The following is a 22341-nucleotide window of genomic DNA, read 5'->3' as shown; positions in this document are numbered from 1 at the left end:
CACATATTATATACATAGTATTATGGCAAAGGCATTGACAAATACGAACCTAAACCTACCAGGGATAAAGAACCTCTATCATGGCAAGGTGAGAGATGTATACACGCTGGAGGGCGACCTATTGGCAATGGTAGTAACGGATAGGATTTCGGCATTCGATGTTATCCTCCCTGAGGGTATCCCTTACAAGGGAGAGATACTCAATAGAATAGCTGCTAAAAACCTAGATGCGACCTCTGATATTGTCTCAAACTGGAAGATCGCTACTCCCGACCCAATGGTGACAATAGGGCATAGTTGCGAACCATTCAAAGTGGAGATGGTGATCCGTGGCTATATCACGGGAAGTGCCTGGCGCACCTATACCTCTGGGCATCACACGATTTGTGGTATCACGCTTCCAGAGGGCTTGAAAGAGAATCAGAAGTTTGACCACCCAATCATTACGCCTACGACTAAGGCCGATGAAGGACACGATGAGGATATCTCTCGAGAGGAGATTATTGCTTCCGGACTAGTATCCAAAGAGGACTACGAAGAACTAGAGAGGATAACACAAGCTCTATTTAATAGAGGTACCGAGCTAGCAGAGAAGCAAGGTCTTATTCTTGTAGATACGAAGTATGAGTTTGGTAAAAAGGATGGTAAGATCTATCTAATCGATGAGATTCATACACCAGACTCCTCTCGCTATTTCTATAAAGACACTTACCAGGAGCTATTTGAGAAGGGCGAAGCACAACGTCAGCTCTCCAAGGAGTTCGTACGGAAATGGCTTATGGATAATGGCTTCCAAGGGAAAGAGGGTCAGAAGGTCCCAGAGATGACTCCAGAATATTGCGATAGCGTAACAGAGCGATACATTGAGCTCTTCGAGCACCTAACAGGAGAGAGCTTCGAGAAGCGTGATACCAGCAATCTACACGATAGAATAGAACGCAACCTCACTGCATGGCTCAAGGAGAACAAATAAAAGGGGAATCTTTCGCAGGTAGGATTAGGGCAATGTTTGATAGCATTGCCCCGACCTACGATGTGCTCAATAGGGTTAATAGCTTCGGGCTGGACATCCATTGGCGTAAGGATTTAGTTAGGAGGGTATCCAATGAGCGGCCCTTGCGAATACTAGACTTAGCAGCAGGGACAGCAGACCTCTCAATCATGCTGGCTCAAAAGTGCCCTAATGCTACAGTGATTGCGAGCGACCTCTCTATCGGGATGCTCGAGATTGGCGAACAAAAAGTAAGGGAAGCGGGGTTGAAGCAAGTGGAATTCAAAGTGGCAAACGCCTTGGATCTACCTTTCGATAATGATAGTTTTGATGCAGCTACCTGCGCTTTTGGCATACGCAACTTTGAGTCTATCCAGAAGGGGTATGAGGAGCTCTTCAGAGTATTGCGCCCAGGTGGCATGGTAGCGATATTGGAACTCTGTGAGCCAGAGAATGGGTTCCTCAATCTAGCCTACAATGTGCACATGAAGGCTGTTGTTCCAGTGGCAAGTTCGCTAATAGGTCATCATAAAGATGCCTATGACTACTTAGCTAAGAGCATTCACAAAGTTCCCCATAGAGAAGGGATGGAGCAGCTGATGCAGAAGGCGGGCTTAGTGAATACCTACTATAAAATATATCCACCAGGTGTATGTGGACTATATGTAGGCTATAAGCCGCTAAGGGAAGAGAGTGCGCAACATCAAGAAAGAATCTATAGCCTTCAGCACAGACGATAAGAGTGACAAGAAAATACGGGCTCATAGGCAAAGGCATCAGCTACAGTCGCTCTCCTGAGATATGGCAAGAGTTATGGCAGAAGGAGGGAGTTGGAGACTGTTCCTTCGAGATTATCGATACAGATAATCCGCAGTCGATTATCCAACAATTTAGACTAGACCCTTCTTGGTATGGCTTGATGGTAACTACGCCATACAAAGAGACCGTATTACCCTTGCTCGATACACTATCTATCGAAGCTCAAGAGGTGGGAGCAGTTAATGCAATAGCAAAATCCAATGGGAGTCTGATCGGTTATAACACTGATATTGCAGGCTTTCTCGCACCGCTTGAAGGATATTTACTCGAAGGTAATGCGCTTGTCTTGGGGAGTGGAGGAGCGAGCAAAGCGGTTCGTTATGCACTTAAATCTATTGGTATGAACGTGGCTATTGTCTCGCGCTCTCCAAGAGAGGGAGAGCTAAGCTATAATGAGGTGACAACTAGTTACCTTGCCTCTACACGCATAATTGTCAATGCTACGCCTTTGGGTGGGCCTCTTTTTCCAGATAGGTGTCCAGATATCCCATATTCGGCACTTACTGATAAGCATATCCTATACGACCTATCCTATTTACCCCCACTCAGATTCTTATCTGTAGCACCAGCCACATGTATCAAAATAAATGGGGAAGATATGCTTCGTGCTCAGGCAGGGGTAGCAAATGGGATATTCCAAAGACTAGGCAAGTGAAATAAAGTATATTATTGGTATCTTTGCCAGAACATAGAATACGTTTTATAGCTCAGTAGAAATGAAGCAAATAATAAAGGCATCCATAGTTGGTCTATTCGTCCTTCTCTTTGCGACCTCGTGCAATGAACTAGCCAAGGTTCAGAAGAGTACAGACTTGTACGAAAAGTATTCGTATGCCAAGAAGTTTTACAATACCGGGAAGTACGCTTGGGCTGCTCAAACCCTAGAAGAGATACTCCCCTACTTTCGTGGTAGTAGTGAGATGGAGCCCGCTCTATACCTTAAGGCTCAGTCGTACTACAAGATGAAAGACTACCAACAAGCACAGCTTGCCTTCAAGCAGTACTACACCGACTTCCCGAATGGTGAGTATACCGAATTGGCTCGCTTCTATTCAGGCTATGGATTGGCGCAGGACATTCCTGACCCAAGACTTGATCAGTCCAAGACTATGTCTGCTATGCATGAGCTGCAGCAGTTTATCGACTTCTACCCTCAGAGCGAGAAAGCAGAGGAAGCCAAGCAATTGCTCTTTACTTTGCAAGAGAACCTTGCTCTTAAGGAAGTCCTCAATGCGAAACTATACTACGACTTAGGCAACTACATATTCAACAATTACGAGAGTTGCATCATCACCGCTCGTAATGCCATGAAGACGTACCCCTACTCTATCCATAAGGAAGAGATGCACTACTACGTAGTCGCTTCCCTATACGAAATAGCGAAGAACAGCGTACAGGAAAAGAAGCAACAGCGTCTAAGAGACCTCAGAGATGAGTACTACAACTTCATCAATGAGTTTCCCGACGGCAAGCGAAGGAAAGATGTAGATAAGTTCTTTGCGTATGCCGAGAAGAATATTGACCCCAACGCAGGTTGGTATTGATATAGAGACACGATAGAAGTTTACAAGTTTACTACACTATACAATAGGTATGAAGAAGAAGACAAATACTCCACTGACGACAGTTACTCGTGACCTTGATAAGTTTAGCGAGCCTACTGGTAACCTTTACGAATCAGTAGTGGTGATGAGCAAGCGTGCTAATCAAGTAGCTGCAGAAACTAAGAGCGCCCTAGAGAATAAGCTCCAAGAGTTTTCTACCTACACTGATACAATGGAGGACTTCTCTGAGAATCAGGAGCAGATCGAAATATCTAAGTACTACGAGCGCCTTCCAAAGCCAGTACTAGTAGCTGCTAAAGAGTTTGAGGACGGAGAAGTATACTTCCGCAATCCTCTCAACGAAGTGGAGGATGAGGAAGAGCTCTGATGCTCCAAGACTAGAAGACAAGTGGGTGGTAAGTAGGTACGCAAGTATCATGCTACCGCTCACTTTTTTATTACAAATACATATTGAAGTATGATACAGCGCAAACAAACACTATTTTTACTATTCTCGGGAATACTGATGCTGCTTATGGTCTTTATCCCTATCGCTAAGGTGACAATTCCCGACATGGTTTACTCACTCAATGCCACAGGCTTTGAAGACTTATCTGGAGATATAGCAATGCCTACCTGGGCTTTATTTGGTATTACAATCCTCATTGTCTTGCTCAGCTTTGTGGCAATATTCCTTTACACCAAGCGAGTACTCCAGATGCGTATTACCGTCTTTAACCTTCTGCTGAAGGTTGGTTTCTATGCCTTAGTCTTTGTATACCGTTATTCATTTACAAATACACTTGTAGATTCCAACTTAGATTGGGACTTTAGTATTACCCCTTGGCTCGCCCTTCCAATCATAGCGATAATATTCGACTATCTTGCCTACCGAGGCATAGCCATAGATGAGCGAACAGTTCGCTTTATGGATAGACTCCGCTAATAAGTTGGATATATAGCATAAAAATGGTACCTTTGCAACGCTTTGCGTAATCTCTGCTAGGAATGCATGAGTGGCCTAGTTATATTGCGTTTAGTAAGTACTAAATAATATAAGCAAAAAGAGCAATGGATTTAATTAAGCTTGTAGAGCAAGAGATGGCTGCAGGAAAGCAGCACCCACAGTTTAGGAGTGGTGATAACATCTCTGTAGCGTATCGTATCAAGGAGGGTGACAAGGAGCGTATCCAGATCTTCCGTGGTGATGTCATTAAGATTGTGGGTGATGGTGACAATCGTCGCTTTACAGTTCGCAAGATTTCAAGTGGTATTGGTGTAGAGAGGATCTTCCCTTTCAACTCTCCATTTATCGATGAGATCACTGTACACAAGAGAGGTCATGTACGCCGTGCTAAGCTCTATTACCTACGTCAGCTCACTGGTAAGAAGGCTCGTATTCGCGAGAAGAAGAGCTACTAATAGCTTTATTGCCAAATTGAGTAAAAAAGGCTGGTCAGGAACATAACCGACCAGCCTTTTCTGTTTCCTATTAGTCTCTAAAACGTTTCCATGTAACCTCCTCACCATTCTCATGCCGAGCTAAAACACGGGCAAGGACAAAAAAATAATCACTCAGGCGATTTATAAAGTTCTTGACTCCAGCCTCCACATCTGCCTCAGGGTCTGTATCCAATAGAAGATATATAGCTCGCTCAGTACGGCGTGTCACGGTACGGCAAACATGAGCCACACTAGCTGCCTGACCTCCTGCAGGGATAATAAACTCAGTCAACTTAGGTAGCTCGGAGTCCATTACATCTATCTGATGCTCCAAGGTCTTGATATCCTCATCTGTTACGCCACTTGGCAAATCAAATTCCTTCTTCTGCCCTCTGAAGTCTGCAGCCAAGTAAGATCCACAGGTAAATAGGCGGTCTTGGATCATCGCCAAGGTTACATCCTGCCCTATTTCACTGGGCGTAAGTGCTCTAAGCAATCCGACAAACGAGTTAAGTTCATCCACCGAACCATAAGTATTCAACCGCAAAGACCCTTTTGAAATTCTCTGACCGCTCATCAAAGAAGTCCGTCCCTTGTCTCCGCCTCTTGTATAGACCGAACTTCGCTTAATCTCTTTCTCTGTACTCATATTCTATTTCTATTAAAATGTAGTTCGATAAACATACTTCACCTTATCCATACCAGCAACAAGTGCGGTATCATAGAGATCTAGTACTATCCCTTGTGGGATACTCCCCACCCACTTCTTAAACACTCTAGCCGTCTCTTTAGTTTTCCGAATATCCGTAAATATCAAATAAGTGCTATCAGTGATTTCTATAGCTACAATATTACTTGTGACCACCAATACTCTATCCAAATCGTGGGGTAACTGATTAGTGATGGGCACAGAAGAAGACGCCAACCGCACAATCGTTTCTATGCTCTTATCTTGATCTATCAAGACAACTTTGCGAAGTGGCACACGTGCTACCGACCTATATATGAGTTGGTGCAACGGGCTACGAAACAGCGGATAATACTCATCAAAATGATAATATCGTGCATACGGACGAACCAACATCTGCACCATGCGATAAGCCTTGGGAGAGTGGACACCCCTACCTCTCCCATACCTTATCCTTCGAAGCCAACGAAAGCGATATAAACTTATTCTCCTATAATGTGTCATAACAATAGCAAACGTAACACTTTTTGAGGTGATTCATGCGTTTTGTAGCTAGAAAATAGATATCTTTGAGGTGCGACAAGGAATAATTATTCAATATATACATAGTAATTATATGAAAACGACTAGGTTCAAAATAATGGCAGTGCTAGTGCTGCTTACGACAGGTCTCGCTGGCTGCTCCACAGTAGCTTTGAGTGGAAGAAATAGAGTCAATCTTATTCCCGATAGCCAAGTGCTACAAGCGAGCTTTGCCCAATATCAAGAATTTATGGCGAAAGCCCCTAAGAGTAGAAATACCAAGCAGGTACAAAGAGTTGTGCAGATAGGACAGCGTATTGCCAAGGCTACAGACGCTTATCTCCGTGCCAGCGGATTGGCAGCAGATGCAGACAACTTCCGATGGGAGTTCAATCTAATTGCCTCTGACCAAGTAAACGCATTCTGTATGCCTGGTGGCAAGATTGTGGTGTACGAAGGCATACTCCCCGTAACCAAAAATGACGATCAGCTAGCCACTGTAATCTCTCACGAGGTGGCACACGCAGTAGCAAAACATGCCAATGAGCGCATGAGCCAGCAAGTCCTACAGCAATACGGGGCTTCAGCCCTAGGGCTTCTTCTTGGAGGCAAAGGCAGAGCTACTCAGCAAGTAGCAAGCATCCTCTACGGAGTGGGCTCGCAGGCATTCTTTACTCTTCCATACAGCAGGAAGCACGAGTATGAGGCAGATAAAATCGGACTCTACCTGATGGCTATTGCTGGTTTCGACTATACTCAGGCGGAAGTATTCTGGAAAAACATGGCAGGTGGCAAGTCACAAGAAGGACAGAGCGACTTCTGGAGCACACACCCTACCGATGCTAAGCGTATCCAAGCTATCCACGATGAGCTACCCAATGTACGTGCATTCTTGAGTGGTGGAAAAGCGAGCATTCCCACTCCTAAAAATGCCAGTGCAATTACGCCTACAGCACAGAAGTCGGTAAATATGTCTGACATCAATAAGGGGCGTACTACCCCGATCAAGACAAGATACTAGTAGAGCATCATACGCCCTAGATCTACCCTCTCCTCTATAGATTCGTTATTGACGTTCTATAGAGGAGAGTTTTTTTCTGGCGGCTTAACCTTAGTTGAGGCTCCAATATACACGCTGGTCTCTACGCTACAATTAGGTGCCTTACCTCCATATAATCTTTTGATACTTTACTGTTCCGTGAAAGTCTCTACCGCGAGGGACTGGAGTTTATATGGCGAGGGACTAGAGTCTCTCGCCAGAGGGACTTTCTTTGCTCAGGCGAAGACTTGATGAGAGATATAATAATCCTGATACGTAGAATAGCTACTCGTCGTTAATCCCAATATGGTTTACACATCCCCTTTTTGCTATGAATTACCTCACTGGTCTACGCTAGTGAACTAGCCTAATCATTAGGGTCGTTATTGTAGCTCTTCTCTAAAATGATTAAATTTGTGGCAATAATAATAGATATATAGATGAAAGAAGATAACAAAGAGCAGAATCCAGTCGAAATCATAGAGGAGGTAGAGGCTGCGGAGGAAAGCACTCACGAAAGGAATAGCTATGAGCTACGTGGGATGTACCGCAATTGGTTCCTCTCCTATGCTTCGTATGTGATACTGGAGCGTGCTGTACCGCATATAGAGGATGGGCTTAAGCCTGTGCAGAGGCGTATCCTCTACACGATGAGTAGAATGGATGACCGACTAATCAAGGTCGCAAATATTGTGGGGCAAACGATGTCGCTTCACCCCCATGGCGACGCTAGTATCGGCGATGCTCTAGTTCAGCTCGGGCAGAAAGATCTCCTCATCGATTGTCAAGGGAACTGGGGTAATGTGCTCACAGGCGATGGCGCAGCTGCAGCTAGGTATATAGAGGCTCGCCTAACGCCCTTTGCCAAACGAGTACTCTTTAGCGATAAGATAACAGAGTTCAAATCCTCTTACGATGCAGCGCACGAAGAGCCAGTTTCGCTTCCTGTGAAGTTTCCCCTACTCCTTGCCTTAGGAGCAGAGGGTATTGCGGTAGGACTTTCTAGCAAGATATTACCACACAATGTAGCAGAACTTCTTCAGGCATGTATTAGCCATCTGAAGGGAGAGGAGTTTGAACTCTACCCCGACTTCGCCACTGGAGGCTTGATGGATATAAGCCGATACAATGATGGGGAAAGAGGTGGGCAGATTAAAGTACGCGCTCTGATAGAGAAGAGAGACGCCCGAACACTTGCTATCACGGAGGTTCCCTTTTCGCGCACCACTAGCTCTATCATAGAGTCGATCATGCGTGCCAATGACAAGGGGAGTATAAAAATCAAGAAGATAGACGACAAGACAGCTGCCACGGCTAATATCGAGATACAGCTTCCTCCAGGCACTTCTACCGATAAGACCATTGATGCCCTCTATGCCTTTACCGATTGTGAAGTAAGCATATCGCCCAATTGCTGTGTCATCAGGGACGATAAGCCCGCCTTTCTCAATGTTTCAGAAGTCCTAAAGGACAACGTAAAGCGCACAATGGGCTACCTCGAGCACGAACTACGAATAGAGCTAGGGGAGTTACAGGAGCAGCACCTCCGAAGCTCACTTGAGGAACTATTTATTCAGCGCCGAATCTACAAGGACAAGGAGTTTGAGCAAGCAAAAGACCTCAAGGTAGCTCTCGCTCATATCCGTTCCCGACTAGCGGATGTACTGGAGGGATTGATTCGCCCTGTAACGGACGAAGACCTTAAACTACTTCTAGAGCTCCGAATGGCACGTATCCTACGATTTAATGAGGAGAAGAACCAACTCTTTATCCAAGGGCTTGAGCAACAAATGGCAGATATAGAGGAGACGCTCACGGATATGAGAGCATACACCATTAAGTGGTACCAAAAGCTCCTCAAGGAATATGGCGATCAGTACCCCCGACGCACCAAGCTACAGAGCTTCGACGAAATACAAGTAGCCAAAGTCGTACTCAAAAATGAGAAGCTCTATGTAGATCGTGAGGGTGGCTTTATTGGCACGAGCCTAAAGAAGGATGAGTATGTCTGTGATGTTGCCGATATCGATGATGTGATTGTATTCCTCGAGGATGGCAGGTATATGATTACCAAGGTAGCGGACAAGGCTTTTGTGGGCAAAAACATACTCCATGTAGCGCGCTGGGTGCGAGGCGATAAGCGTACGATATACAATGTCATCTACCGTGATGGCAAGAATGGGGCTTCGTATATCAAGCGTTTCAATGTCAATTCGATTATCCGAGACCGAGAGTACCATCTAACTCAGGAGAAACCCGACTCCAAGGTGCTCTACTTCTCTGCCAACCCTAATGGAGAGGCGGAAACGGTCAAGGTGGTGCTCCGTCCACAACAGAAGGCGTCTAAGAAGAAACTGGTATTCGAGCGTGATTTCGCTGAGATACTAATCAAAGGACGCATAGCGAAAGGTAACTTACTCACTAGGGGTAATATCTTCAAGGTTACCCTCAAGGAGCAAGGAGCGAGTACCCTTGGAGGGCGTAAAGTATGGTTTGATCGTGATGTCTTCCGCATCAATTACGACAACCGAGGGGAGTATCTTGGGGAGTTTGGTGGGGAGGATAAGGTACTCGTTATCCGGGAAAATGGAGAGTGCTATACTACCAACTTCAGTGAGACCAACCACTTCGAGCGTGATGTGAAGGTCGTGGAGCTATACGACCCCGATAAGATTTGGACCCTCGTATACTATGATAAGGAGGCAGAGTTTACCTACATTAAGCGCTTCCCTATTGAGGATAGCGATAAGCGCGAGTATATCCAAGGTGAGGAGAGCAATAGGATTATGCTCCTCTCTGATGAGGTCTATCCGATGATTAAGGTATTATTCGGAGGAAATGACGAACATCGTCTACCTATCGAAATAGACGCAGAGGAGTTTATTACGGATAAGAGTATCCGCGCTAAGGGGAAAAGGATTAGCAATTACGAAGTGGCAAGCGTAGAGGAGCTCCCTCCTGTTCGCTTCCCTGACCCCGAGGAGGAAGAAGAAGAGAGTGAGGAGGAGGAGAGCGAAGTAGATCCTAGAGAAGACACAGAGGAAACGCTGAGACTGATAGAGGAGGCTTCGGGACAAAGGATGTTGGACTTCAAGGACGAGGATGATGAATAGAAGAATCATTGCCGCAGCAATCATAACGTTACTAATTGGCTCAAGTGCACTAGCACAGGAGAAATGGTACCAAAAGCTAGGGACTTGGGTAGAGGGCGAGGGCTGGCAGATGCATGAACAGCTCCCTACTTCGCATACCAAGTACCTCTTCCTCGCAGGGAAGCGCAGTGTGATTGACGAGTACCTAAGCCCGACGGCTCACAGTGGTTGGGAGATAAAAGCGGACTTTCTCACTGACTTCAAGGCGCCCATAGAGCGTCCATGGCATCTTTACCAAGAGGTATCCGTCTGCGCCGCGGAGATGAAGAACCCCGCCAATGGAGGGCGGATGTACACCTTAGGACTAGGGTACGACTTAGGTCCTAGCTGGAGGATTCTTAGGTATAAAGGGCTTACTCTAGACCTCGCACCGCTAGTTGCCCTATCTCTGAAGAGCAATTATAAACCTGCCAACACCAATAATATTGCCAATGTTAAGGGCAGTTTGGGCATAGATGGATGGGCTAGACTACGTTACCAAATCCCTTGGCGTATCATGCCACTCTCTATTAGCTATTCAGCACAATTGCCTTTGCTACAATGTACTTTCCACCCCGACTATGGGCAGAGTTACTATGACTATGTATCGGGAGAGAATGGTGCGAAGCTAGGTTTTCATTTTGGCGCGCTGCACAATACGAGAGGCTTACGGCAAAGACTACTCATAGACATGCCTATCAATAGTGTCACCGTTACCCTTGGTGCAGAGCATACCTACCTTAACCAGAGACTCAGCCACACCATTTACCGTGAAGGAAGCTGGGGCATTGTACTCGGCTTCTCCGTAGATGTGGCTACTTTCTCGGGCAACCAGTCACTTAAGTCGTCACAAATCCATAGCACTCTATACCGATGAAAAAGATAATAATATTGCTAGTGCTACCAATGCTATTTACGCTCAGTAGCTGTATGCCCGAGACTCCTACGGCACGTGACTATAAGGTCAACTTTGAAGCACTATGGAAGATTATCGACGAACGCTACTGCTTCATCGATGAGAAGGGGGTAGACTGGAATGAGGTACACAGGCGCTACTTGGCGAAGGTAGAGTCTCGTAAATTGGACGACCTTAAGTTCTTTATGCTTATGGACTCGATGCTCAATGAGCTGAAGGATGGGCATGTCAATCTCTACTCTGATTTCGATATCTCACATTATCACGACCTCGTACCCGACCCCACTACTGGACTCAATATCTATGCACGTAACCGCCATATTTCGGGCAAACTATTTGTATCAGGAGGGATGAGGTATGGTTTGCTCTCCACTAAGGACAATGGTGTGAAGTTTGGATACATATCCTATGGGAGCTTCTCCAATAGTCTGGGGAATATGAAAGTGATTCTGACAATGCTGAAGGATGCCGATGCCATCATGATAGACGCAAGAGGCAATGGCGGTGGATCGGTAGAGAATGCCAACAATCTAGTCTCCTACTTCCTCCCCGAGAAGACGCTCGTAGGGTATTCATCCCACAAGACGGGTCCAGCGCACGATGCTTTCTCTAAACCTAAAGCGCAATATATCTCCCCCAATGAATTGATTACCTACACAGAAAAGCCTGTAATCATTCTCCAAGATAGGAGCTGCTACAGTGCTACGAATGACTTCCTATATAAGGTGGCACTCGCTAAGAATGTAACCCGAATAGGAGAGAAGTCGGGAGGTGGTACGGGGATGCCTGCCACCTCGGAGCTTCCTAATGGCTGGAGGGTGAGGTACTCTGCTGTGAAGAGCTACGATAAGGATATGAACCAACTGGAGGGAGGACTTGTTCCCGACATAGAGGCGCATAATGAGAGCTATTACGAAAACCCTAACGCTATCGATAATATCCTCATGACCGCTGTACAACACATTATTTCACTAAAGAAAAAGTAATGGCAACGAACTTATTACAGATAGAAGAAGATATAGTAAAAGCCTTGCGCACTGTCTATGATCCTGAGATACCTGTGAATATCTACGACCTTGGGCTCGTGTACGATATTGACATCAATCATGAAACAGGTCACGTGGTGGTGACTATGACGCTGACCTCGCCTAACTGCCCAGTAGTAGACTTCCTATTGACAGACGCACAGATGCGTGTTGAGGCAGTAAAGGGTGTGAAGAGCGCAGAGATCAAGCTTACCTTCGAACCTGAGTGGCACAAGGATATGATGACGGAGGAGGCTAAGCTTGAGCTAGGGCTTCTTTAACTAGGTAGATAGATGATATACTTTGCATCAGACATGCACTTCGGAGCATACTTCCACAAAGATGCTATGGCTGTGGAGCGCAAGTTTGTCCGCTGGCTACGCGCTATAGAGCACGATGCCACACATCTATTCTTAGTGGGGGATGTCTTTGATTACTGGTTCGAGTACAAGTATGTTGTACCACGTGGCTACACGCGAGTACTTGGCAAACTAGCAGAGTTGGCAGATAAAGGGGTGGAGATTCACTTCTTTACTGGCAATCATGATATTTGGGTATTTGACTATCTGCCCAAAGAGATAGGTTGCCAAGTGCATAGAGGATCAACGACTTTCGAATTACTTGGAAAGCGATTCTACATTGCCCACGGAGATGAGTTTGTCCAAAACGATAAGGGCTTCCGCTTTATCCGAGCTATCTTCCACAATCCTATCTGTCAGAAGCTATATGGAAGCCTACACCCTTGGTTTACCGTAGGATTTGCTCACAGATGGGCTCTACATAGCCGAAAGAAAGGGATGAAAAACTATTCGGAGCAAGAGTATAAAGGGGAACAAAATGAATACCTAGTGCAGTATGCTAAACAGTATCTAAACGAACATGAGGAGGGAGAACAACCCGATTTCTTCATCTTCGGACATCGTCATATTATGCTTGACCTGATGCTCACAACCAAGAGCCGTATTGCCATTCTCGGAGATTGGATTAGCCACTTTAGCTACGCCCAATGGGATGGTACTACTTTCGCTCTAGAGACCTTTGAAGAAGAGGGAGCCTCGGATGATATAGAGTCCCAAGTGCATCTCCCTTTCGGAATCAATAGATAAGTGATAGCCTTTATGGTGAAATTGCTCCCCTGTAGTCTCTGAAAGAGAATCTACAGGGGAGCAACTTTACTCAGGACAAAGGCGGAAATACCCTACCTCCTATTTGCGGTATCACCCGCACTTAGAATTACCACAGTTCTGACAGATCAGACATCCCTCTTGGTACACTAGATCCTCCGAACCACAAGTAGGACAAGTCTGCCCACTCGCTTTCTGCCCACTCTGCACATACTTGCGAAGCGCACGCTCTACACCATTTTTCCAAGTGTTGATTGACTCATCATTAAGCTCCATACCCTGCACGAGTAGGATTACTTGGTCAATAGGCATATTATAACGAAGCACTCCACTAATTAGCTTAGCGTAGTTCCAGAACTCAGGATTGAACTTAGTGTCTAGTGCCTCTACGGTGACCTTGAGACCACGCTTATTGGAATACTGGAAGTCGTAGTGCTTAGTACCATCAGGGTCTATCGACTTAATGATAAGACCCTTATTGATACGCTTAGGAATATAAAGTCCTTCGTCCTCGTCATCGATACCAGTAAAGATTTCATAAGGACGCCCATCGACCAAGCCGATAAAGGCAATCCACTTCTCCTTATTATTTTGGAAACGTACGATATCTGCCTCCAGCTCTATTGGACGCTTAGAAGGCATCACGACCTGAGCCTCAGGAGTAGTCTCCTCGGCAAGCTTCTCCTCCTTCTTTTTCTTTTTATCCGCTGCCACGAGTACACCTGCACGGCTGCCATCACGATAGATCGTGCAACCTTTACACCCTTCTCTCCAAGCCGTGATATAAAGCTCATTGACAAGAGCTTCGTCTACACTATTGGGGAGATTGACTGTTACGCTTATTGAGTGGTCTACCCACTTCTGCATCTGTCCTTGCATACGCACCTTTGCTACCCAGTCTACATCATTAGAAGTAGCCTTGTAGTAAGGAGACTTCTCTACCAATTGCTCTATCTGCTCCTGACTATAGTCTTTGGCTGTATCATAACCATTGGCTTTCATCCAGGTCTTGAAATGGTGGTGATAGACAATGTACTCCTCCCACTGATCTCCGACCTCATCCACGAAGGTTGCCTTAGAGTTTTCAGCCTCATTGCTATTAATCTTACGTCTACGCTTGTATACAGGCATAAATACAGGCTCAATACCTGATGTAGTCTGGGTCATGATACTTGTCGATCCAGTAGGTGCAATGGTCAGACAAGCGATATTACGCCTACCGTATTTCACCATGCTGTCATATAGTTTAGGATCGGCAGCTTTGATACGCAGTATCATAGGATTGTGGGCTTCACGTTTCGCATCATAGATCTCGAATGCTCCACGCTCGCGAGCCATAGTTACAGAGCTTGCATAAGCAGCCAGAGCTAATGTCTTCTGTACCTTCACCGCATGGTTAGTAGCCTCCTCAGTGCCGTATCGGAACCCAAGTGCAGCGAGCATATCACCCTCCGCTGTAATGCCCACACCGGTACGACGCCCCATTAGAGTCTTCCTCCGTATCTTCTGCCATAGCTCAAGCTCGGTACGCTTTACATCGTCCGTCTCAGGGTCGCTCTCTATCTTCGCGATGATTTGGTCTATCTTCTCACTCTCAAGGTCTATGATATCATCCATCATCCTCTGAGCATAACCGACATGCTTTTTGAAGAGTTCGAAATTGAACTTAGCCTCTGGCGTAAATGGATGCTCCACATAACCATAGAGATTGATAGCGAGCAAGCGACAGCTATCGTATGGACAGAGCGGAATCTCACCACAAGGATTGGTTGATACTGTACGGAAGCCTAAGTCGGCGTAGCAATCAGGGAGAGACTCCTTAATAATAGTATCCCAGAATAACACCCCTGGCTCAGCACTCTTCCACGCATTATGAATAATCTTATTCCATAACTCTCTCGCCTTGATAGTGCGCTTTACCTTAGGGTCTTGCACCTCAATGGGATACTGCAAGGTATAATGTGTATCATCGACCACTGCCCTCATAAACTCATCCGTAATACGGACGGAGATATTGGCTCCAGTAATCTTGCCCTCCTCTAGTTTAGCATCGATAAAAGCCTGACTATCGGGATGCTGGATGGATACAGACAGCATAAGCGCGCCTCTGCGTCCGTCTTGAGCCACCTCGCGAGTAGAGTTGGAGTACCTATTCATAAAGGAAACCAAACCAGTAGAAGTAAGGGCAGAGTTCTTAACAGGTGAACCAGCTGGACGGATGTAAGAAAGATCCTGCCCTACGCCACCGCGGCGCTTCATTAGCTGTACCTGCTCTTCGTCCATCTTGAAGATGCCACCGTAGCTATCGGCCTGACCATCCATACCTATTACGAAGCAGTTAGAGAGGGAAGCCACCTGGTAGTTATTCCCGATACCTGTCATAGGACTACCCTGTGGCACGATATATCGGAAATGATCCATCAGGTCAAATACCTCCTGCTCGCTTAGAGGATTAGGATACTTAGCCTCGATACGAGCAATCTCTGAAGCAATACGATGATGCATATCGGCAGGAGTTTTTTCCAGTATCTCTCCTTTATCATCCTTCAATGCATACTTAGTACTCCAGACCTTTGCAGCCAATTCGTCTCCATCGAAGTACTCAAGCGTAGCTTGGTAGACTTCGTCGAAGTCATAAGTTTTCATACTCATACTAATCTATATTATTGCTATGCTCTTCACATACCATCCGAGTTTATCCGGACACGTTATCTCCCATTCTTGGCAACAAAGGTAGTCTAATTATTTGAGATGTTGACCAAAAGTAGCGACTTATATTATGCAAACAAAAGTATTCATCAAGCTATATATATCCATAAATACCTGTATTAAAGCAGGTATATAGATAATTACGCGATAACTATTACTCTTAATTATAGATAACTACTAGTATCAGAAGTTTACCGAAATGCAAAAGTCGCCACAAGGGAACTCAATCCCTTGTGGCGACTTCTTAGTTCAGTTGAGAGCTGAATTACTTATTCTTAAGCAAGTCTCTAATCTCCTCTAGTAGGACAACATCGTCTGGCTTAGCGGCTGGAGCAGGAGGAGCTTCCTCCTGCTTGCGCTTCAACTTATTCATCGCCTTAATCACAGAGAAAATAGCGAGAGCGATAAGTAGGAAATCAATGACACTCTGGATAAACATACCATAGTTAAGAGCGACCTCACCTACCATCTCCCCTGCCTCATCGAGGGTGCCTGGCTGTAGAACCCACTTCATATCCTTGAAGTCCACACCACCAAGTAGTAGACCGAGTGGCGGCATCAATACATCATTGACAAACGAGGTGACGATTTTGCCAAAGGCACCACCTACAACAATACCCACGGCCATATCTACAACGTTACCGCGGTTTACAAACTCCTTAAACTCTTTTACAAATGACATAACTTAATTCTCTTTACATGTATTAATTATTCTATCTATAGTCTCTTTACATTGGATGCATATTGGTTGTATGCTGATTCAAATATGCTTTGTACTCAGGACTACTAGCCCCTCGCCCCATCTTCACTTCTCTCTTCAAGACTACGTTAAGCGTTAGCACGCCAATAGTACCCGACACTAAAGTACCAATAATAATACCTAGCTTTGCCATATTAAGGTACTCAGCACCAACATCCTTTACTCCAAGAAAGGCTAGCGTAGCGATAAAGAGGGAGACCGTAAAGCCTATTCCACCAAACATCGATACCCCAAGCACATTACTATAAGTCATCCCAGGGGTCATCTTCACTACCTTAAGCTTGGTGAATAAGTAGGTAAAACCGAAGATACCTAGCACCTTTCCCACAAATAGAGCCGCTGCAATAGCAATAGCCACCACGATAAGCTGAGAGTCACCCATCCCAGTAAAATCAATCCCCGCATTGGAGAAAGCGAATAGTGGCAATACGAAGTAATTGACCCACGGGCTCACTTCATGCTCCATACTCTGTACTGGAGATATCGTACGCTGGATGCGGCTCTGTGCCCTACGGAGATCAGCGAGATAGTCCTCGTCAAGAAAAACTGGTTGAACGTACCCTGGCTCCTTTGCCGTAGCTATTCGGTAGTCAATCTTGCGCATATCTGGCTCCAGTCCATCAGGGCGAAGCGTAGGCTTATGCGGTATAGTTAGCGCCATCAATACGCCTGCTATCGTAGAGTGAATGCCTGATTGCATGAATAGCGTCCACACAATAAATAGCAATATATAATAGACCCCAGCTTTGGCGACGCCCTTCTTTGAGAAATAAAGTGATAGAGCAATCACCAAGAGCCCAATAATCAGTGGTGTCCACTGAATACCTGTGGAGTAAAAGATAGCTATCACGAGGATACCACCTATATCGTCCACTACAGCTAGCGCCATCAAGAATAGCTTTAGGGTAACGGGCACACGCTTTCCCAGCAGACCTAGCACCGCTAGTGCAAAGGCAATATCCGTAGCCATTGGTATGGCCATCCCTCTTAGGGCAATCGGATCTTGATTCTCCACCATTAGGAAGATGAGCACCGGCATAATCATACCGCCGACAGCGGCAATCACCGGAAGCATTGCCTTACGGAAAGAACTCAGCGAGCCATCCACCATCTCACGCTTAATCTCCAGACCTACACTAAAGAAGAAGAGTACCATCAAAGCATCATTGACAAACTCTGCTAGAGTCATTGCCCTCCCATGGTGTTGGAAAAACTTGTGGCCTCCTATCTCCAAGTTCACAGGAGCATCGAGAATTGTCGAGTATATACCACGAAGGTCAGTATTGGCAAAGACAATCGCCATGATGGCAGCGATGAACATAAAGACAGAGGGGTTAATCCCACTCACCCATCTTACGAAGTCTTTTAAGGGATTTCTACCTCCCTCAATCCTTGGATCTAATGTCACCATACTATAAGATTATCGGCAATAAATAATATATTATGTGTATTCTACTTCCTACTTACGTTTACCTTGGTGGTCGGTGGTAGCTCACGATTACGCTTTTCCACGGCTGCCACTAAGTTTTCCGCTATATTCCTAAAGGCAATACCCATCATAGTATCATCAGTCAGAGCCACAGGCCTTCCCTCATCAGCTCCCTCTCTCACGCTCTGTACTAGGGGAACCTGACCGAGTAGTGCCACGCCACTCTCCTCGGCCAGTTGTTTACCTCCATCCTTTCCGAAAATATAGTAACGGTTATTAGGCAACTCTGCTGGAGTAAACCATGCCATATTCTCTACAATACCGAGTACAGGCACATTTATCTTCTCGTCCTTAAACATATTGAGACCCTTCCTCGCATCATCCGTAGCCACATGCTGAGGTGTAGTTACCACTACTGCTCCTGTAAGGCCAAGCGTCTGAATGAGAGAAAGGTGAATATCCGATGTGCCAGGAGGAAGATCCACAAGCAGGAAGTCTAGCTCACCCCAATTTCCCTCACGTATCAATTGCCCCATAGCGTTACTAGCCATGGTACCGCGCCAGACAATGGCGTCCTCTTTATTTACAAAAAATCCAATAGAGAGGAGCTTAACCCCATGATTCATCGGTGTCTCTATCAATTCTTTTCCATCTACCTCCACCATCGTAGGGCGACTACCCTCTAGTCCAAGCATCCTCGGCATTGATGGTCCATAGATATCGGCATCCAGCAGACCTACCTTATATCCCGCTGCAGCGAGTGCCACAGCAAGGTTGGCCGTCACGGTAGACTTTCCTACACCGCCCTTACCTGAGTGAATAGCCACAATATTCTTTACTCCCGGGAGCAGCACATCACCTACTGGCGCCTTAGGTAGTTCAGGGAACACAGGAGTGATATTACCCTGAATCTCCATATCTTCAGCCACCATATTCATCAATACTGCCTCAACTGTCTTGATTATCGACTTGTGAAATGGATCCTTAGCCTTCTTAAATTTAATAGAGAAAGACACCTTTCGCCCCTCTATTACTATATCATTTTGCACCATACCACTGGCTACGATATTCTCCTCCTCGCCAGGATACTTAATCGTCTTTAGTGCATCTAAAATTGCTTGTTCAGTAATTTGCTTCATCACTTAGTACTTTCTAGCTCACTTCGTTTGCTCCGTGCATAGCTTCTATAGCTATCCATCTCTATCTCCACATCAGGCTCCACGGGGTTGTCTCGTAGCGCATCAAGTGCTATCCTCAGGTACTTGATATCAATTCCTCTAGCCCTCCACTGACTCTCATAATAAGTCTCAATAGTCCTAAGGTCTGAGTCCTCATGAGCTTCATTATGGAGGTTTGTATATTCCTCTAGTATCGAAAGCCCATTGACCTCTGCCACCAGTTTGGTATAGGTGTAGAGGAAGGTACTATCGGTCTTAAGGTTAAGAATCATTGGCGTCTTGAGCACCTCTTTATACATCGTAAGGAAGTTTGTAGCCGTTAGGCGCTTCCTACGCTTTTTCATCTGAGGATCGGCAAAAGTAATCCATAGCTCCGAGAGCTCTCCCTCTGCGAAGAAATGCGATAAGAGCTCTATCTCCGTTCGGAGGAAACGGACATTACTCAACCCCTCACTATGTGCTTCAGTTGCGCCACTCCACATGCGGTTGCCTTTGATATCTATACCTATGTAGTTGTTTTCAGGATGTCTCCGTCCAAGCTCCACAGTATACTCACCACGACCACAACCCAGTTCTACTATGATTGGATGATCATTGCCAAAGACCTCCTTACCCCACGCCCCTTTATACGGGAATGCGTAGCCAATCTCTGCCATCACCTTGAAAGGATACTGCAGAACATTGGCTAGAGCCTCCATCTCGGTAAACTTAGTCAGCTTATTTTTACTCATCAATAGTTGTTATCTCTCTTTTCCCTCTCTCCGCAAATATACTAATAACTTTCTCCATTTGAGTATCATTTTATCCGAAATACACAATTACGAGCAGGGAAATAGTGCAATTCTTTTCACATAATGAAGAGTGGCTACGGTGGCACTATAGGTCATCGCAACCACTCTTTCAATACTTGAGACCCCGATGTAGTTATCGCAGGTCTATAGCCCTTATCGCTGATTAAGCCTCCTTAGCACGGCGTACATAGCTAGCCGTACGGGTATCAATCACGATAGTCTCACCATTCTCAATGAATAGAGGCACCTTTACCTCTGCGCCTGTCTCCACGGTAGCAGGCTTCGTAGCATTACCACTAGCGGTATCACCCTTTACGCCTGGCTCGGTATAAGTGATTTGAAGCGTTACGTGGCTTGGGAGCTCACATGTAAGAACCTCCTCCTTATCGGCACGTACCATAGCCTCAGCCATATCACCTTCTCTTAGGAACTGTACACCCTCGATGCGCTCCTCAGGGATATGAATTTGCTCGTAAGTCTCAGCGTGCATAAATACTAGACCCATATCGTCTTTGTAAAGATACTGATATGGACGGCGCTCTATACGAAGTTCGTCCACCTTCACACCGGAGTTCCAAGTCTTCTCAAGGATACGTCCATTAGAAAGGTTGCGGAGCTTAGTACGCACAAATGCTGGACCCTTGCCAGGCTTTACGTGTAGAAATTCTACAATTACAAATGGAGTACCATCGATCTCAAGGCACATACCATTGCGGAAGTCTGCTGTAGTAGCCATAAATATAGTATATCTGTATGTATAAAGTTGTATTACTTACTTCACTTATTACTCTCCCCCAAACTCCATGAGATACGCTTTGATAAAAGGGCTTATCTTACCATCCATCACCCCATCCACATCGGAAGTCTGGTAATTAGTTCGGTGGTCTTTCACCCTCCTATCGTCGAAGACATAGCTTCGAATCTGAGAGCCCCATTCTATCTTTTTCTTAGCCCCCTCAATAGCCGCCTTAGCTTTATTGCGGCGCTGTATCTCCTTATCGTAGAGCTGAGAGCGGAGTAATCGCTTGGCATTTTCACGATTATCTAGCTGACTACGGGTCTCCGTATTTTCTATGATAATCTCTTCGGTCTCACCCGTATCTAGATCCGTAAACATATAGCGAAGGCGTACACCCGTCTCCACCTTATTCACGTTCTGACCACCAGCTCCACCCGAACGGAAGGTTTCCCAGGTCATCAGTGCAGGATTAATTTCGATCTCTATCGTATCATCCACCAGTGGCACTACGAATACCGAAGCGAAAGAGGTCATACGCTTGCCCTGTGCATTGTAAGGAGAGACGCGGACTAAACGGTGCACTCCATTCTCACTCTTTAGGAAACCATATGCTAGGTCACCCTCCACCTGTAGCGTCACGGTCTTGATACCAGCATCATCACCGTCCTGCCAGTTGGTTACGGTTACCTTGAAGCCCTGATCCTCGCACCAGCGGTGGTACATACGCACCAACATAGAAGCCCAGTCCTGAGCCTCAGTACCACCAGCACCAGCATTGATTTTGAGCACGGCTCCCATCTTATCCTCCTCATTACGGAGCATATTACGGAGTTCTATATCCTCAAGCGTCTCTATCGTCTTAGCGTATAGCGCATCTATTTCCTCCTCTGTAACTAAATCTTCTTTGATATATTCAAAAGCAAGCTCCAGCTCATTCGCGAGAGAGTCAATTCCATTATAATCATCGATCCAATGCTTGAGCCCTTTTACTACCTTCATTTGAGCTTGCGCCTTGGCAGGATCATCCCAAAAATGTGGATCCTGAGTACGAAGTTCCTCCTCCTTGAGCTGTATCAGTTTGGCATCTATATCGAGGTACCCCTTAAGGGCATCTCTACGTTCCAATACGCCTTGTAATTGGTCTGAAGTTATCATTACCGATTAATGACTAATTATTTATGAGTGGCAAAGATAGCTATTTTTGGCGAGAACTCACAGGGAGAATAGTCTAAACGCAGGGCAATCGCATTTGAATTATCATAGATAGTTGTATTCGAGTATCTGAGAAGGTTTCATAGTTGCGTTCCTCTTTCTTAGGTTTTTTATTGGGATTTTTGTTTTCTCTTTTTGCTTTTCGAGGAAGAAGAGAGCTATCTTGTTGATTATATTCCAGTTCTTCGCTTCGTTGTCCTTTCTCTTTAACGATTGGTCTTCACCGAGAATGACATCAAGACAATAGTGTAAGTTATTCTCTACCGCCCAATGATCTCTAA

The 22341-nt window shown here is 45.6% G+C and carries 22 protein-coding genes and 1 pseudogene; 13 read left to right on the top strand and 10 right to left on the bottom strand.

Annotation, left to right across the window (positions count from 1 at the left end; all coding sequences use genetic code 11):
• The first annotated feature begins 22 nt into the window (after positions 1–22).
• From A3GG_RS0105550 to rplS, 7 genes are all read left to right on the top strand, one after another.
• Complete coding sequence (locus A3GG_RS0105550; protein ID WP_018358332.1) at positions 23–973, top strand: phosphoribosylaminoimidazolesuccinocarboxamide synthase; 951 nt, start codon at positions 23–25, stop codon at positions 971–973.
• Positions 952–1731 carry a bifunctional demethylmenaquinone methyltransferase/2-methoxy-6-polyprenyl-1,4-benzoquinol methylase UbiE gene (gene ubiE / locus A3GG_RS0105545; protein WP_018358331.1) on the top strand — a complete coding sequence of 260 codons (780 nt, stop codon included), beginning with the start codon at positions 952–954 and terminating at the stop codon, positions 1729–1731. Before A3GG_RS0105550 ends, ubiE begins: the two co-directional genes overlap by 22 nt.
• Positions 1732–1733: 2 nt before the next feature.
• Complete coding sequence (locus A3GG_RS0105540) at positions 1734–2465, top strand: shikimate dehydrogenase family protein (protein ID WP_018358330.1); 732 nt, start codon at positions 1734–1736, stop codon at positions 2463–2465.
• Between the two features lie 61 nt (positions 2466–2526).
• Positions 2527–3354, top strand: coding sequence for an outer membrane protein assembly factor BamD (locus tag A3GG_RS0105535; protein ID WP_018358329.1), 828 nt, complete (start codon positions 2527–2529; stop codon positions 3352–3354).
• A 49-nt stretch (positions 3355–3403) separates the two neighbouring features.
• Positions 3404–3742, top strand: a complete 339-nt coding sequence (locus tag A3GG_RS0105530) for a DNA-directed RNA polymerase subunit omega (RefSeq protein WP_018358328.1) — start codon at positions 3404–3406, stop codon at positions 3740–3742.
• A gap of 90 nt (positions 3743–3832) precedes the next feature.
• Positions 3833–4300, top strand: coding sequence for a DUF4293 domain-containing protein (locus tag A3GG_RS0105525; RefSeq protein WP_026215654.1), 468 nt, complete (start codon positions 3833–3835; stop codon positions 4298–4300).
• Between the two features lie 125 nt (positions 4301–4425).
• A complete protein-coding gene (rplS, locus tag A3GG_RS0105520; protein ID WP_018358326.1) occupies positions 4426–4776 on the top strand; it encodes a 50S ribosomal protein L19 in 351 nt (116 codons plus the stop codon).
• A 70-nt stretch (positions 4777–4846) separates the two neighbouring features.
• Here rplS and A3GG_RS0105515 read toward each other — a convergent pair whose 3' ends face one another.
• Both A3GG_RS0105515 and A3GG_RS0105510 read right to left on the bottom strand, forming a co-directional pair.
• Entirely contained in the window at positions 4847–5446 is a 600-nt protein-coding gene (locus A3GG_RS0105515; protein WP_018358325.1) for a cob(I)yrinic acid a,c-diamide adenosyltransferase, read from the bottom strand.
• A gap of 12 nt (positions 5447–5458) precedes the next feature.
• Positions 5459–5989, bottom strand: a complete 531-nt coding sequence (locus A3GG_RS0105510; RefSeq protein ID WP_169333152.1) for a hypothetical protein — start codon at positions 5987–5989, stop codon at positions 5459–5461.
• Between the two features lie 112 nt (positions 5990–6101).
• Between A3GG_RS0105510 and A3GG_RS0105505 the strand changes: the two genes are divergently transcribed.
• From A3GG_RS0105505 to A3GG_RS0105480, 6 genes are all read left to right on the top strand, one after another.
• Positions 6102–7028 (top strand): M48 family metallopeptidase, encoded by a 927-nt coding sequence (locus A3GG_RS0105505; RefSeq protein WP_033408453.1) that lies wholly within the window; start codon positions 6102–6104, stop codon positions 7026–7028.
• 458 nt (positions 7029–7486) lie between these two features.
• Positions 7487–10159: a DNA gyrase/topoisomerase IV subunit A gene (locus A3GG_RS0105500; protein ID WP_018358322.1), complete on the top strand. Its 2673-nt coding sequence runs from the start codon at positions 7487–7489 to the stop codon at positions 10157–10159.
• Positions 10149–11054 carry a hypothetical protein gene (locus A3GG_RS0105495; protein ID WP_018358321.1) on the top strand — a complete coding sequence of 302 codons (906 nt, stop codon included), beginning with the start codon at positions 10149–10151 and terminating at the stop codon, positions 11052–11054. The genes A3GG_RS0105500 and A3GG_RS0105495 overlap by 11 nt, the downstream gene beginning before the upstream one ends.
• Positions 11051–12079: a S41 family peptidase gene (locus tag A3GG_RS0105490; RefSeq protein WP_033408451.1), complete on the top strand. Its 1029-nt coding sequence runs from the start codon at positions 11051–11053 to the stop codon at positions 12077–12079. Before A3GG_RS0105495 ends, A3GG_RS0105490 begins: the two co-directional genes overlap by 4 nt.
• The gene (locus A3GG_RS0105485) at positions 12079–12399 is read left to right on the top strand and encodes a metal-sulfur cluster assembly factor (protein ID WP_018358319.1); all 321 of its coding nucleotides are present in this window, start codon (positions 12079–12081) and stop codon (positions 12397–12399) included. The genes A3GG_RS0105490 and A3GG_RS0105485 overlap by 1 nt, the downstream gene beginning before the upstream one ends.
• A gap of 12 nt (positions 12400–12411) precedes the next feature.
• On the top strand, positions 12412–13224 hold the full coding sequence (locus A3GG_RS0105480) for a UDP-2,3-diacylglucosamine diphosphatase (RefSeq protein WP_018358318.1): 813 nt from the start codon (positions 12412–12414) through the stop codon (positions 13222–13224).
• A gap of 111 nt (positions 13225–13335) precedes the next feature.
• On the opposite strand, the gene A3GG_RS0105475 is transcribed toward A3GG_RS0105480, so the two are convergent.
• The 8 genes and pseudogenes from A3GG_RS0105475 to A3GG_RS13725 form a co-directional block, all read right to left on the bottom strand.
• A complete protein-coding gene (locus tag A3GG_RS0105475) occupies positions 13336–15894 on the bottom strand; it encodes an adenosylcobalamin-dependent ribonucleoside-diphosphate reductase (protein WP_018358317.1) in 2559 nt (852 codons plus the stop codon).
• A gap of 322 nt (positions 15895–16216) precedes the next feature.
• The gene (gene mscL / locus A3GG_RS0105470) at positions 16217–16633 is read right to left on the bottom strand and encodes a large-conductance mechanosensitive channel protein MscL (protein WP_018358316.1); all 417 of its coding nucleotides are present in this window, start codon (positions 16631–16633) and stop codon (positions 16217–16219) included.
• A 46-nt stretch (positions 16634–16679) separates the two neighbouring features.
• Positions 16680–18122 carry a Na+/H+ antiporter NhaA gene (gene nhaA, locus A3GG_RS0105465; protein ID WP_018358315.1) on the bottom strand — a complete coding sequence of 481 codons (1443 nt, stop codon included), beginning with the start codon at positions 18120–18122 and terminating at the stop codon, positions 16680–16682.
• A gap of 41 nt (positions 18123–18163) precedes the next feature.
• Positions 18164–19279 carry an Mrp/NBP35 family ATP-binding protein gene (locus A3GG_RS0105460; RefSeq protein WP_018358314.1) on the bottom strand — a complete coding sequence of 372 codons (1116 nt, stop codon included), beginning with the start codon at positions 19277–19279 and terminating at the stop codon, positions 18164–18166.
• A complete protein-coding gene (gene trmB / locus A3GG_RS0105455; protein ID WP_018358313.1) occupies positions 19279–20049 on the bottom strand; it encodes a tRNA (guanosine(46)-N7)-methyltransferase TrmB in 771 nt (256 codons plus the stop codon). Before trmB ends, A3GG_RS0105460 begins: the two co-directional genes overlap by 1 nt.
• 223 nt (positions 20050–20272) lie before the next feature.
• The gene (efp, locus tag A3GG_RS0105450; RefSeq protein WP_018358312.1) at positions 20273–20845 is read right to left on the bottom strand and encodes an elongation factor P; all 573 of its coding nucleotides are present in this window, start codon (positions 20843–20845) and stop codon (positions 20273–20275) included.
• 48 nt (positions 20846–20893) lie between these two features.
• Entirely contained in the window at positions 20894–22003 is a 1110-nt protein-coding gene (gene prfB / locus A3GG_RS0105445) for a peptide chain release factor 2 (RefSeq protein WP_018358311.1), read from the bottom strand.
• A gap of 102 nt (positions 22004–22105) precedes the next feature.
• A pseudogene (locus A3GG_RS13725) lies at positions 22106–22341 on the bottom strand (ISAs1 family transposase); the annotation flags it as partial.

Origin of the sequence: Porphyromonas levii DSM 23370 (assembly GCF_000379925.1) — a bacterium.
GTDB classification, from domain to species: Bacteria; Bacteroidota; Bacteroidia; order Bacteroidales; family Porphyromonadaceae; genus Porphyromonas_A; species Porphyromonas_A levii.
This window is presented reverse-complemented; position numbering and strand designations above follow the sequence as displayed.

What these genes read in the sequence shown, in the direction of transcription:
- A3GG_RS0105550 (WP_018358332.1), top strand. Translation starts at nt 23, where the DNA reads ATGGCAAAGGCATTGACAAATACGAACCTAAACCTACCAGGGATAAAG.
- ubiE (WP_018358331.1), top strand. Translation starts at nt 952, where the DNA reads ATGGCTCAAGGAGAACAAATAAAAGGGGAATCTTTCGCAGGTAGGATT.
- A3GG_RS0105535 (WP_018358329.1), top strand. Translation starts at nt 2,527, where the DNA reads ATGAAGCAAATAATAAAGGCATCCATAGTTGGTCTATTCGTCCTTCTC.
- A3GG_RS0105530 (WP_018358328.1), top strand. Translation starts at nt 3,404, where the DNA reads ATGAAGAAGAAGACAAATACTCCACTGACGACAGTTACTCGTGACCTT.
- A3GG_RS0105525 (WP_026215654.1), top strand. Translation starts at nt 3,833, where the DNA reads ATGATACAGCGCAAACAAACACTATTTTTACTATTCTCGGGAATACTG.
- rplS (WP_018358326.1), top strand. Translation starts at nt 4,426, where the DNA reads ATGGATTTAATTAAGCTTGTAGAGCAAGAGATGGCTGCAGGAAAGCAG.
- A3GG_RS0105515 (WP_018358325.1), bottom strand. Translation starts at nt 5,446, where the DNA reads ATGAGTACAGAGAAAGAGATTAAGCGAAGTTCGGTCTATACAAGAGGC.
- A3GG_RS0105510 (WP_169333152.1), bottom strand. Translation starts at nt 5,989, where the DNA reads ATGACACATTATAGGAGAATAAGTTTATATCGCTTTCGTTGGCTTCGA.
- A3GG_RS0105505 (WP_033408453.1), top strand. Translation starts at nt 6,102, where the DNA reads ATGAAAACGACTAGGTTCAAAATAATGGCAGTGCTAGTGCTGCTTACG.
- A3GG_RS0105500 (WP_018358322.1), top strand. Translation starts at nt 7,487, where the DNA reads ATGAAAGAAGATAACAAAGAGCAGAATCCAGTCGAAATCATAGAGGAG.
- A3GG_RS0105495 (WP_018358321.1), top strand. Translation starts at nt 10,149, where the DNA reads ATGATGAATAGAAGAATCATTGCCGCAGCAATCATAACGTTACTAATT.
- A3GG_RS0105490 (WP_033408451.1), top strand. Translation starts at nt 11,051, where the DNA reads ATGAAAAAGATAATAATATTGCTAGTGCTACCAATGCTATTTACGCTC.
- A3GG_RS0105485 (WP_018358319.1), top strand. Translation starts at nt 12,079, where the DNA reads ATGGCAACGAACTTATTACAGATAGAAGAAGATATAGTAAAAGCCTTG.
- A3GG_RS0105480 (WP_018358318.1), top strand. Translation starts at nt 12,412, where the DNA reads ATGATATACTTTGCATCAGACATGCACTTCGGAGCATACTTCCACAAA.
- A3GG_RS0105475 (WP_018358317.1), bottom strand. Translation starts at nt 15,894, where the DNA reads ATGAGTATGAAAACTTATGACTTCGACGAAGTCTACCAAGCTACGCTT.
- mscL (WP_018358316.1), bottom strand. Translation starts at nt 16,633, where the DNA reads ATGTCATTTGTAAAAGAGTTTAAGGAGTTTGTAAACCGCGGTAACGTT.
- nhaA (WP_018358315.1), bottom strand. Translation starts at nt 18,122, where the DNA reads ATGGTGACATTAGATCCAAGGATTGAGGGAGGTAGAAATCCCTTAAAA.
- A3GG_RS0105460 (WP_018358314.1), bottom strand. Translation starts at nt 19,279, where the DNA reads ATGAAGCAAATTACTGAACAAGCAATTTTAGATGCACTAAAGACGATT.
- trmB (WP_018358313.1), bottom strand. Translation starts at nt 20,049, where the DNA reads ATGAGTAAAAATAAGCTGACTAAGTTTACCGAGATGGAGGCTCTAGCC.
- efp (WP_018358312.1), bottom strand. Translation starts at nt 20,845, where the DNA reads ATGGCTACTACAGCAGACTTCCGCAATGGTATGTGCCTTGAGATCGAT.
- prfB (WP_018358311.1), bottom strand. Translation starts at nt 22,003, where the DNA reads ATGATAACTTCAGACCAATTACAAGGCGTATTGGAACGTAGAGATGCC.